Raw genomic sequence first — 11807 nt, forward strand, 5'->3', positions numbered from 1 at the left:
CCTCGACATTCCTTCTGACGGTTTGCCCCGATGCGCCTGAACATCTCCGCCTGGGCGATCCGCAATCCGATCGCGCCCCTCGTCCTGTTCCTCGTGCTGGTGGTGCTCGGCCTCGTCAGCTTCCGGGGGCTCGCGGTCACCCGCATGCCGAACGTGGACGTGCCGATCGTCTCGGTGACGATCACGCAGGGCGGCGCCGCCCCGTCCGAGTTGCAGACCCAAGTCACGAAATGGGTCGAGGATTCGATCGCGGGCGTGCGCGGCGTCAAGCACATCACCTCGGCGATCACGGAAGGGGCCTCCGTCACCACCGTCGAGTTTCGGCTGGAGGTGAACACCGACCGCGCCGTCAACGATGTGAAGGATGCGGTGTCGAAAATCCGCATCAACCTGCCCCGCACCATCGATGAGCCAGTGATCCAGCGCGTCGAGATCACCGGCCTGCCGATCCTGATCTACGGCGTGACATCACCCGCGATGACGCCGGCCGACCTGTCGTGGTTCGTCGAGGACAAGGTCGCCCGCACGCTGCAGGGCGTGAAGGGCGTCGGTGGCGTCGAGCGTGTCGGCGGCGTCGCCCGTGAGATCCGCATCACACCGCTGCCCGACCGGCTGCTGGCGCTCGGGATCACCGCGGCGGACGTGAACAAGCAGGTCCGCGTCACCTCCGCCGACTTGGCCGGCGGGCGCGGCGAGGTCGGCGGACGCGAGCAGTCGATCCGGACATTGGCCGCCTCGCGCACGATCCGCGACCTGAAGGCGACCTCCATCGTCCTGCCCGGCGGGCGCAAGGTCCGCCTCGACGACCTCGCCACGGTCGAGGATTCGATCGAGGAGCCGCGCACTTTCGCCCGCTTCAACGGCGAATCGGTCGTCGCCTTCTCGGTCTCCCGTGGCTCGGGCGCGAGCGACGCCGAGGTTGCGGCGGGCGTCGAGAAGAAGATCGCGGAGTTCGCCCAGGGCTACCCCGACATCCAGTTCCAAGAGATCGATTCGTCGGTCGCGGCGACGCGGGGCAGCTACGCCTCGGCGATGCACACCCTGATGGAGGGCGCGGCGCTCGCCGTCATCGTGGTGTTCCTGTTCCTGCGCGACTGGCGCGCCACGCTGATCGCCGCCGTCGCCCTGCCGCTCTCGGTCCTCCCGACCTTCTGGGCGATGGACGCGCTGGGCTTCACCCTGAACGGCATCAGCCTGCTCGCGATCACGCTGGTCACCGGCATCCTCGTGGACGACGCCATCGTCGAGATCGAGAACGTCGTGCGCCACATGCGGATGGGCAAATCGCCCTACCGCGCCTCGATCGAGGGCGCTGACGAGATCGGGCTCGCCGTCATCGCCATCACCGCGACCCTGATCGCGGTCTTCGCCCCCGTCTCGTTCATGGGCGGCATCGCCGGGCGCTACTTCATCCAGTTCGGCCTGACCATCGCCGTCTCGGTGTTCATGTCGCTGCTGGTGGCGCGCCTGATCACGCCGCTGCTCGCCGCCTACTTCCTGCGCGATCACGGCCATGCCGAGGAGCGCGAAGGCCCGGTGATGCGCGCCTATACCCGCCTCGTCGGCTGGTCGGTGCGCCACAAGTGGATCACCCTGATGGTCGGGCTCGCACTGTTTGCCGGCTCGATCGTCTCGACCAAACTTCTCCCCTCGGGCTTCATCCCGAAGCAGGACAACGCCCGCACCCTGTTCATGATCGAGCTGGCGCCGGGCGCCCGGCTCCCCGACACCATCGCGGTGGCCGACCGCGTGGTCGAGCGCATCCGCGCCCTGCCCGAGGTCACTTCGGTCTTCGTCGATGGCGGTCGTCAGGCCGGCGGCAAGAAAGAGACGCGGCTCGCCACGCTGATCGTGAACCTGAGCCCGAAGAGCGAGCGCGTGAAGCGCCAATGGACCATCGAGTCCGAGATCGCCGGGCTTCTGGCGCAGGAGCCCGACATCCGCTCGTGGACCCTGCGCGACAGCGGCCAGCGCGACCTCGCCCTCGTCGTCAGCGGCCCCGACGTCGATGTGGTGACGGAGGTCGCCGCGCGGCTCCAGCGCGACATGGCGGTGATCCCGCACCTCGTCTCGGTGATGTCTACGGCGCCGCTCAACCGCACCGAGGTGCGCATCCGCCCGAAGCCCGGCGCCGCGGCAGATCTCGGGGTCGCGACCGACGTGATCGCGGAAACGGTGCGGGTCGGCACCATCGGCGACATCGGCATCAACCTCGCCAAGTTCAACGCGGCGGACCGCCAAGTGCCGATCCGGGTGCAGCTTCCCGAGAGCGCCCGCGGCGCGATCGCGCGGCTCGAAAACCTGAAGGTGCCGGCCAAGAACGGCACGGCAGTCCCGCTCGCCGCCGTGGCCGACATCGAACTCGACCAGGGCCCCGGCGCGATCGAGCGCTACGACCGCGCGGTGCGCGTGGCGGTCGAGGCCAACATGGAGGGCTCGGACGCGCTCGGTTCGCTGATCGAGCAGGCGCTGGCCACGCCGACGGCGAAAAGCCTGCCGCCGGGCGTGACGATCCGCCAGACCGGCGACGCCGAGATCATGCAGGAGGTTTTCTCCGGCTTCCTCATGGCCATGGGTGCCGGCATCATGATGGTCTACGCGGTGCTGGTGCTGCTGTTCGGCTCGTTCCTGCAGCCGCTCACCATCCTGTTCTCGCTGCCGCTCTCCATCGGCGGGGCGATCCTCGGGCTCCTGATCTGCCACATGCCGATCTCGATGCCGGTGGTCATCGGCCTGCTGATGCTGATGGGGCTGGTGACGAAGAACGCGATCATGCTCGTGGATTTCGCCGTCGAGGAGATGGCCCGCGGCGTCGATCGGGTCACCGCCATCGTCGATGCCGGCCGAAAGCGCGCGCGGCCGATCGTGATGACCACCATCGCCATGGCCGCCGGCATGGTCCCTTCAGCGATGGCGCTCGGCATCGGCGGCGAGTTCCGCGCGCCGATGGCGGTCGCGGTGATCGCCGGACTCATCGTCTCGACCCTGCTTTCGCTGGTCTTCGTCCCCGCGGTGTTCCTGCTGATGGACAGCCTCGGCGGCTTGATCGGCCGTGGGCTCGGCCGCTTCGTCGGCCCGCGCGACGAAACAGAGGACGCACCCGCCCCGGCCGCCCATCACGGCTGACCCCCTCCCCGCATCGGCCCGTGCGACGGGCCGGTGCGGAATATAGGCCAGGCGGGCAGACGGGCGCGCTGCGATGTCGTTTCGCGCATCCCGCCGGATGCCCCGCCACCGGCGATGGAGCGCCTCGGGTTCGTCTCCGCCCGCTCAGATATCCCGGCCCTGATAGAATCTGGGCTCTTCGATGCGCCGTCTCCTCACGCGCCTGAGAACCCGTCCGTCGATGGCCGCGAGCCCCGAGGCTATCTGCGTCTGCGCCCAGACGATGAGACAGAAGGGCACGACGTTGTTGAGGAGCCCCATCCCGAAAAAGGCAACCCAGACCTCTCGGCCGTGGGGAAGACAAATACCGGCCAGCGGCAGGGCGGCATTGAGGATCAGCGCAGCCAATCCGATACGCAGCACGACGAGCGTCAGAGGCGGCAGCGCGGACAGGGCCACACCCGCGAAGAAGAAGGATCCGCCCCAGAGCACGGACAATCCGAGCAGCATCGCCCATTCGAACGGCGACATGGTGCGGTTGACGACGGTTGGCACGAGGGGGCTCCGGCAAGTCCGACCCCGTGCCTACGGCCCCATGGAGGCCGCGCATCCCGCTTCCTGCTGTCGAATCACCCCTGCGCCGAGACACAAGCCGTATCCGGCCTGATGGCATCAGGCCGGCGTCTCTCGGTCCTTGTTGTGACGCGCATTCTTTCGACGAACCGGTGACCACTTCGTCGGAATGCGCTCGAGCGCAATACTCCGGACCGGCCGAAGCGACGCCCTACCGTGACCGGTCGAGCAAGCCCGAGACCACGCGGGCAGTGTAGTCCACCATTGGCACAATGCGGGAATAGTTGAGCCGCGTCGGGCCGATGACGCCGACGACACCGACGATCTTCTGCGCGCTGTCGCGGAAGGGGGCAGCGATCATCGAGGAGCCGGAGAGCGAGAACAGCTTGTTTTCCGAGCCGATGAAGATGCGCACGCCGTCGCCCTGCTCGGCCCGCGCCAGCAGCTCGATCACGTCCTTCTGCGTTTCGAGGTCGTTGAACAGCAGGCGGATGCGCTCCAAGTCTTCGGCCGCGCGCAGGTCGTCCAGAAGGTTGGCCTGCCCCCGCACGATGAGCTGGCGCGCCTCTGACGGGCCGACCGTGGTGGCGAGCCCGGCATCGACTAGCCGCTCGGTCAGGGCGTCGAGTTCCCGCTTCATCTCCTTGCGGCCGTTCTCGATATCGGCGCGCAGGGTATCGAGGGTGCGGCCGCGCAGGCGGGCGTTGAGGAAGTTCGAGGCCTCCTGCAGCGCCCCCGCCGGCAGGCCCGGCGGCAAATCAACGAGGCGGTTCTCCACCGTGCCGTCGATCGAGACCAGCACCACGAGCGCGCGCTCGGGATCGAGCCGCACGAACTCGACATGCTTGAGCCCGGCATCGACCTTAGTGGTCAGCACCACGCCCGCCCCGCGGGAAATGCCCGAGAGCAGCGAGGACGCCTCGGCCAGGGCCGAATCGAAGGTGTGGCGCGAGGCTGCCGCCTGCATCTGCGCCTCGATGCGCGCCTTCTCGGCGAGATCGACATCGCCGATCTCCATCATCGCATCGACGAAGAAGCGCAGACCCAGCTCCGTCGGCAGGCGCCCGGACGAGGTGTGGGGCGCGAAGATCAGCCCGGAATGCTCGAGATCCGCCATCACGTTGCGGATCGAGGCCGGGGACAGGCTCATCGGCAGGATGCGCGCGAGATTGCGCGACCCCACCGGCTCGCCGGTGGTGACGTAGCTCTCAACGATCTGCCGGAAGATCTCTCGGGAGCGCTCGTTGAGGGCGGCGAGCGCCTGGGGTTGCGGATTCACGATGGGCTGAACGGCCTCGATCAAGGAGATGAGCACCTGACGAATGCAGGATCCTGACAAACGATTGTGAGCGCTTGGGCGCCGCCGATCAATCCTGTCGTGCGGCGACGTTACGGACGATGTCCGGACCGCGCCGACCCGGCGAACGACACCCTGCGGGCTTCAGCCGAGGAATCCTAGGGATCATTCTGCGGCCCCGAGTCGTTTGATGAGCAGGGCAGCGTTTCGAGCCGCGATCCGCCGCCCCGTAACTCGAGTAAAGATGGAGCCTCCGATAGTGCTGACTGGCGCACGAAAGACCATGGTCAAGGTCGCCGCCCTGGCGATCGCGGTCACCGGCTTGAGCCTCGCTTCGGCGCCCCGCGCTGCGCAGGCTGCCCCGCTCCCGATCCAAACCGAGGCGACCGCGCCGGTCGGTGACATGATCGAGCAGGCGCAGTACCGCGGCGACCGCCGTCACTACCGCCGCCACATGCGTCACCGTGGCCATTGGCACCGCCATCACCGCTTCGGCGGCCCGCGCCATCACCATCACCGCCGTCACTGGAACCACCGTCGCTGGTGATCGGCTAGCAGGTTATCTGAAGGGCCGCCGTCGCGAGACGGCGGCCTTTTTCGTGCCGGAGGCGGGTCTTCCGCTGAAAACCGCAGACCTTGCGGCGGTTGCCGCGGGGGCTGGCAGCGCCTAAGAGCCCGGGCTTCGATTTTCGACACGGGAGCTTACCAAGCATGCGGCCCTCGAAGCGCGCGGCGGACGCGATGCGCGACGTTACGCTGGAGCGGGCGGTCGCCCGCTACGCGGAAGGCTCCTGCCTCGTCACCTTCGGCAACACCCGCGTGCTCTGCACCGCCTCGCTGGAGGAGCGCGGCCCGCCGTGGCTGCGCGGCTCCGGCAAGGGCTGGGTCACCGCCGAATACGCGATGCTGCCCCGCGCCACCCACGAGCGCACCCGCCGCGAGGTCAATTCCGGCAAGCCCTCGGGCCGCACGCAGGAGATTCAGCGGCTGATCGGCCGCTCCCTGCGAGCCGTCACCAACCTGCCGGCCCTGGGCGAGCGCCAGATCACCGTCGATTGCGACGTGATTCAGGCCGATGGGGGCACCCGCACCGCCTCGATCACCGGAGCGTGGGTAGCCCTGCACGATTGCTTCGCCTGGATGCGGGCCCGCTCGATCATCTCGGTCGATCCCCTGAAGGACCATGTCGCTGCGGTCTCCTGCGGCATTTACAAGGGCCAGCCGGTGCTCGACCTCGACTACGCCGAGGATTCGGCGGCCGAGACGGACGCGAACTTCGTCGTCACCGGCAAGGGTGGCATCGTCGAGGTGCAGGGCACCGCCGAGATGGAGCCGTTCACCGACGAACAGTTCCTCGAATTGCTGCGGCTCGCCAAGGGCGGCGTGGCGGGGCTCGTCGAGCTGCAGCGCAAGGCCATCGCGTGAGCGCGCATCGCATCCTCTCGGGCAAGGTCGTCATTGCGACCCACAATGCCGGCAAGCTCGTGGAGATGCGCGAGCTGCTGGCCCCGTTCGGGGTCGAGGCGGTCTCGGCCGGCGAACTCGGCCTGCCCGAGCCCGACGAGACCGGCACGATGTTCTCGGAGAACGCGGCGATCAAGGCGCACGCCGCCGCGAAGGCCTCCGGCCTGCCAGCCTTCGCCGACGATTCCGGCCTCTGCGTCGATGCGCTCGACGGCGCGCCGGGCTTGTTTTCCGCCCGCTGGGCCGGCCCGGACAAGGACTTTTCCGGCGCGATGGCCCGGATCGCCGCCGAACTCGACACGCGCGGCGCCACGGACCGGCGCGCCCACTTCGTCTCGGCCCTGGTTCTGGCATGGCCCGATGGCCATACCGAGCTGTTTGAGGGCCGCGTCTTCGGTGATCTGGTGGCGCCGCGCGGTAGTCTCGGCTTCGGCTACGATCCGATGTTCCGCCCCGAGGGCATGGACCGCACCTTCGGCGAGATCTCCTCGGAGGAGAAGCACGGCGTCGATTGGCAGAGCGGCAACGCGCTCTCGCACCGGGCGCGGGCCTTCGTGCAACTTGCGCAGGCGTGCTTGCGTCGGCCGGGCTGAGCTTTCGCTCGGCGTTGGGCGTGCTTACATCAAGCTAACACGACGAAAAGCGCACCGGCCGTACCCCTTCGATCCCAATCGCACCCTCATCCTGAGGTGCCGCGAAGCGGCCTGGAAGGATCCTCCAGTTTCCGCGCGGCCCCTGGAAGATCCTTCGAGGCCCGCTGACGCGGGCACCTCAGGATGAGGACGGTGGATGGGAGTCCCGAGAGGCGCGCGGATCAGAGAAGTTTTGACAGGCCGATGCCCCCCGCGACACCGCCCGACCATCCGACCCGCGACGCGGGATTCGGCATCTACCTGCACTGGCCGTTCTGCGCCGCGAAGTGCCCCTATTGCGACTTCAACAGCCATGTCCGCCATGCGGGCGTGGACCAGCCGCGCTTTCTCGCCGCTTTCCGGCGAGAGATCGCCCACGCCGCAGCACTCGCGCCGGGGCGGACCGTCACCAGCATCTTCCTCGGCGGCGGCACGCCCTCGCTAATGGCGCCGGACACGGTAGCGGGCCTGCTCGATGCTGTCGCCGGAGCCTGGAGCGTGGCGCCGGATGCGGAGGTGACGCTGGAGGCCAACCCCACCAGCGTCGAGGCGACCCGCTTTCGCGGCTACCGGGCGGCCGGGGTGAACCGCGTCTCGCTCGGCGTTCAGGCGCTCGATGACGGCGACCTCAAGCGGCTCGGGCGGCTGCACAGCGTCGCGGAAGCGCTCGACGCCGTGCGCACCGCATCGGCGCATTTCGAGCGCTTCTCCTTCGATCTGATCTATGCCCGACCGGAGCAGACACCGGAGGCCTGGGCCGCCGAACTGCGCCGGGCGATCGATTATGCCGCCGAGCATCTCTCGCTCTATCAGCTCACCATCGAGCCCGGCACGCCGTTCTTCGGCCTCGCTCAGGCCGGCCGCCTCGTGCCGCCCGACGACGACGCCTCCCGCGCCCTCTACGACGTGACGCAGGAGATCTGCGGGCGCGCGGGCCTGCCGGCCTACGAAATCTCGAACCACGCCCGGCCCGGCGCGCAGTCGCGCCACAACCTGCTTTACTGGCGCTACGGCGAATATGCCGGCATCGGCCCCGGCGCCCATGGCCGCCTCGTCCTGCCGCAGGGCCGAACCGGCACGCTCACCGAGAAAGCGCCCGAAGACTGGCTCGCCCGCGTCGAGCGCGACGGCCACGGCATCGTCGAGACGGAAACGCTGTCCGCCGAGGATCAGGGCGACGAGTTCCTGATGATGGGGCTGCGCCTCACGGAAGGCATCGATTCGGCTCGTTACGCCAGCCTGAAGGGGCGCCCGCTCCATGCCGGTCGCCTCGACGCGCTGGCGAGAGACGGCCTCGTGGCGCGGCGCCCCGATGGCCGCATCGCCGCGACCGCCCGCGGCGCTCCGGTGCTCAACGCGGTGGTGGCGGAGTTGGCAGGCTGATCCGTCAAATCCCAGACGGCGCGAGCACCTTAGGGGCCGGGCTCACCACGTTCGCCGCGTTGTTGCGGATCTCGTAGACCGCCAAGGTCCGCTCGCTGACGCCTTCGGGCAGGAAGCGGAAGGTGCCGTCGAGGCCGGAGAAGCCCGCTGGATTGGTCAACGTCGCGTCGGCGAAGCGCTGCGAGCCGTACTGGCGCACCAATGCGGCCATGAGTGAGACCGCATCGTAGCCGAGCGAGGCGGTGCGCGGCGGCATCGTCCCGAAGCGGGTCTGATAGCGCTGGGCGAAACCGGAAAAGCCGGCGGTGTCGGGCGCGGCGAAGCGGCCGCCCTGGAAAGCCGCCTGCGACAGCACCCGCGGGTCGTTCCACAGGGCGAGCCCGAGAGGACGGACCCGCGCGGGCGAGAACCCGACCTTGGTCAGCGCGGGCGCGACGGCCATCAGGCCCTCGGCGGTGTCGGGCACGAACAGCGCGTCGGCCTGGGCGCCGGCGCCCGCGATCACGCCGCGCAACCGGTCGACCGCCGGGCCGGGATTGCCGGCCGGGTAGCGCTCGATACCGACGAGCCGGGCGCCGCGCCGGGCCACCGCCTCACGAAACTGCGCCTCGACGGCATTGCCGTAGACCGTCTCGGGGATCAGCGCGGCGAAGGAGCGGCGACCGCCCGCGCTCGCCTCATCGACGATCCGGTCCACCTCCGATTGCGGCAGGAAGCTGATGAGATAGACGCCGCGCGCGGCCACCGCCGCGTCGGTCGAGAAGGCGATGACCGGCTTGCCCGCCCCGCGGGCGACACCCCCGGCCGCCTGGACATTGGCGGCGAAGAGCGGGCCGAGCACCATTTCGGCGCCCTCGGCGAAGGCCGCCTGCGTCGCCTCGCGCGCGCCCTCCGGCGTGCCGCGGTCGTCCTTCACGAGGATCTGGAGGTTCGGCTTCTGGAAATCGTCGTAGGCGAGTTCGGCGGCGTTGCGCAGGGCGGCGCCGACCGCCGCCCCCTGCCCGCTCAGCGGGACGATCAGGGCGACTTTCACGGTGCCCGCGCCGATGACGTTGCCGGCAGTCACCGTGGGGCTGGGCTCGCCTTCGGGCACCGCCCGAGCCGCCGGCCGCGGCGCATCCGGAACGCCGAGGCACCCCGCAAGCCCGATCGTGAGCCCGAGTCCGACAAGCGCGGCACCCGCGCGGGCCGTCCACCGTCCGCCGCGTCGCGCCATCGCGACCCCCTGTCCGAGCCCAATTCGCGATCACGATGCGGAGGGGCTTGCGAAAAGTAAATGTGAGGCCCTGCCTTTCCCCGGTCTTCAAAGGCGTGCGGGCATGGCATTGTCGCGGCGATGACACAGCGACTCGACAAGCGCCCCGAAGGGGCCCCCCGCAGCCCTGCCACCTTCACGGCCTTCGGCCTCGCCGCCGAGGCCGAGTCTCTGGCGCCGGGACTCTACGTGGTGGCGACCCCGATCGGTAACCTGCGCGACGTCTCGTTCCGCGCGCTGGCGACGCTCGCCGCCGCCGATGCCGTGCTGGCCGAGGACACCCGCGTCACCCGCACCCTGCTGATGCATTATGGGATCACGACGCCGCTGCTCTCCTACCACGAGCATTCCAACGAGGCGGTGCGCGAGCGGATGGTGATGCGGCTGAAGGCCGGCGAGACCCTGGCGCTGGTCTCTGACGCCGGCACGCCGCTGGTCTCGGACCCCGGCTTCAAGCTGGTTCAGGCGGCGATTGCCGCCGGCATCCCGGTGACGCCGATTCCCGGCCCGTCCGCGGTGATGACCGCTATCGTTGCCGCCGGCCTGCCGACCGACCGGTTCTTCTTCGAGGGGTTCCTGCCCCAGAAATCGGGTGCCCGGCGCAACCGTCTGGAGGCTTTGGCCACGATCCCCGGCACGCTGGTGGTGTTCGAATCCCCCCATCGCCTGCCCGAAATGCTGGCGGATGCCGCCGCCACCCTCGGGCCGGAGCGGCCCGCGGCGGTGGCCCGCGAATTGACCAAGCTGTTTGAGACGATCCGCCGCGACAGCCTCGGTGCGCTGGCCGAAGCCTTCGCCCAGGAGGGTCCGCCCAAGGGCGAAGTCGTCGTGGTCATCGGCACGGCACCCGAGGACGCCGCCCCGCGCGAAGCCGATACCGGGCTCGACGCCCGGATCGAGGCGGCGCTCGCCCGCCACTCGATCAAGGATGCGGCGGCACTCGTCGCCGACGAGACCGGCCAGCCCAAGCGCGTCGTCTATGCCCGCGCCCTGGTGCTCGCCCGCCGGGCGGACGATGAGACCTCCGGCTGATCCGGAGGCGCGGCGCCGCGCCACCCACGGACGCGGCCTATCGGCCGAGGGGTTGGCGCTGCTGGCGCTGATGCTGAAGGGTTATCGGCCGCTTGCCCGGCGCTTCGCGGCCGCGGGCGGGGAGATCGACCTGATCGTCCGACGCGGGCGCACCATCGCCTTCGTCGAGGTCAAGGCTCGCGCGACGCTGGACGCCGCCGCGACCGCCATCGACGCGCGCAAGCGGGCACGCGTGTCGCGGGCCGCGCGGGCTTGGCTCGCGCGTCACCCGCTTGCCGCCGACGCCACCCTGCGGGCGGATGCCGTCTTCGTGGCGCCGCGCCGATGGCCGCGCCATCTGCCGAACGCGTTCGAGATCGAAGGTTTATGAGCGTCCGGCCCAGAGCCGGACGGGCCGCGTCAGCCCTCGGCGGCGGCGGCGATGGCCGCGGCGAGGGTGCGCTTGAGGTCGGCTTGGCTGAACGGCTTCTGCACCACCAGCCGGTCGCGGAACGGCTCGCGGATGCCCGCGCCGCCATAGCCGGTCGAGAACACGATGGGCAGGTTGCGCTCGGCGATGGCCTCGGCCACCGGGTAGATCGGCTCACCCGCCACGTTCACGTCGAGGATGGCGACCGTGAAGCTCTCGCTCCGGGCCATCTCCAGGGCGGTCGCAAGCCGGGCCGCTGGCCCGACGATCTCGCAGCCGAAATCGAGCAGCATATCCTCGAGAAGCATCGAGATGGCTGCTTCGTCCTCGACAACCAGCACCCGCGCGCCGGACAGACGATCCTCGTTCGAATCCACACTCACGCCGGGTCGTCTTCCCTATCGATTCGTTCCCGATCCGGAACGCCGTCTCGAGTCTGTCAGTCGCGCCTGGGTTGTTCCGGAGGAGACCCCTCCGATACGCTTCGAGAGCGGATGAGCGACCCGGAAAACGCTGCCCGGCACCGCGAGCCGTCGCCCGTAAAGCTGGGCGTGTCAAGCGCCGCAAAGCCCCGCCCGTGCTATGCTGATCGACCCAATGTTATTCCGCAAAACATTTCACGCTCATTGTCGCAACCGGGCGACAGCCCAGGCACGA

11 protein-coding genes are annotated in these 11807 nt (G+C 69.4%); 7 read left to right on the forward strand and 4 right to left on the reverse strand.

The window, feature by feature from the left end; translation table 11 throughout:
* The first annotated feature begins 30 nt into the window (after window positions 1-30).
* Window positions 31-3126: an efflux RND transporter permease subunit gene (locus tag MSPGM_RS01995; RefSeq protein WP_003604861.1), complete on the forward strand. Its 3096-nt coding sequence runs from the start codon at window positions 31-33 to the stop codon at window positions 3124-3126.
* Window positions 3127-3270: 144 nt separating this feature from the next.
* Here the strand turns inward: MSPGM_RS01995 and MSPGM_RS02000 are convergent, their stop codons facing one another.
* Complete coding sequence (locus tag MSPGM_RS02000) at window positions 3271-3660, reverse strand: EamA family transporter (protein WP_003604862.1); 390 nt, start codon at window positions 3658-3660, stop codon at window positions 3271-3273.
* A 229-nt stretch (window positions 3661-3889) separates the two neighbouring features.
* A complete protein-coding gene (hrcA, locus tag MSPGM_RS02005; RefSeq protein ID WP_012252194.1) occupies window positions 3890-4981 on the reverse strand; it encodes a heat-inducible transcriptional repressor HrcA in 1092 nt (363 codons plus the stop codon).
* Between the two features lie 277 nt (window positions 4982-5258).
* On the opposite strand from hrcA, the gene MSPGM_RS02010 reads away from it, so the two are divergent.
* The 4 genes from MSPGM_RS02010 (at window position 5259) to hemW (ending at window position 8454) form a co-directional block, all read left to right on the forward strand.
* Window positions 5259-5522 carry a hypothetical protein gene (locus tag MSPGM_RS02010; RefSeq protein WP_012752063.1) on the forward strand — a complete coding sequence of 88 codons (264 nt, stop codon included), beginning with the start codon at window positions 5259-5261 and terminating at the stop codon, window positions 5520-5522.
* 164 nt (window positions 5523-5686) lie between these two features.
* Window positions 5687-6400 carry a ribonuclease PH gene (gene rph / locus MSPGM_RS02015; RefSeq protein ID WP_003604865.1) on the forward strand — a complete coding sequence of 238 codons (714 nt, stop codon included), beginning with the start codon at window positions 5687-5689 and terminating at the stop codon, window positions 6398-6400.
* Window positions 6397-7032 (forward strand): RdgB/HAM1 family non-canonical purine NTP pyrophosphatase, encoded by a 636-nt coding sequence (gene rdgB / locus MSPGM_RS02020; protein WP_003604866.1) that lies wholly within the window; start codon window positions 6397-6399, stop codon window positions 7030-7032. Before rph ends, rdgB begins: the two co-directional genes overlap by 4 nt.
* A 243-nt stretch (window positions 7033-7275) precedes the next feature.
* A complete protein-coding gene (gene hemW / locus MSPGM_RS02025) occupies window positions 7276-8454 on the forward strand; it encodes a radical SAM family heme chaperone HemW (protein WP_003604867.1) in 1179 nt (392 codons plus the stop codon).
* A gap of 4 nt (window positions 8455-8458) precedes the next feature.
* On the opposite strand, the gene MSPGM_RS02030 is transcribed toward hemW, so the two are convergent.
* On the reverse strand, window positions 8459-9670 hold the full coding sequence (locus MSPGM_RS02030; RefSeq protein ID WP_012752065.1) for a penicillin-binding protein activator: 1212 nt from the start codon (window positions 9668-9670) through the stop codon (window positions 8459-8461).
* A 120-nt stretch (window positions 9671-9790) separates the two neighbouring features.
* Between MSPGM_RS02030 and rsmI the strand changes: the two genes are divergently transcribed.
* A complete protein-coding gene (gene rsmI / locus MSPGM_RS02035) occupies window positions 9791-10741 on the forward strand; it encodes a 16S rRNA (cytidine(1402)-2'-O)-methyltransferase (protein ID WP_003607541.1) in 951 nt (316 codons plus the stop codon).
* On the forward strand, window positions 10725-11111 hold the full coding sequence (locus MSPGM_RS02040; protein ID WP_012752066.1) for a YraN family protein: 387 nt from the start codon (window positions 10725-10727) through the stop codon (window positions 11109-11111). Before rsmI ends, MSPGM_RS02040 begins: the two co-directional genes overlap by 17 nt.
* 29 nt (window positions 11112-11140) lie before the next feature.
* On the opposite strand, the gene MSPGM_RS02045 is transcribed toward MSPGM_RS02040, so the two are convergent.
* Entirely contained in the window at window positions 11141-11533 is a 393-nt protein-coding gene (locus MSPGM_RS02045; protein ID WP_012252201.1) for a response regulator, read from the reverse strand.
* Window positions 11534-11807: the final 274 nt, after the last annotated feature.

Origin of the sequence: Methylorubrum sp. GM97, from assembly GCF_024347855.1 — a bacterium.
GTDB lineage: Bacteria > Pseudomonadota > Alphaproteobacteria > Rhizobiales > Beijerinckiaceae > Methylobacterium > Methylobacterium extorquens.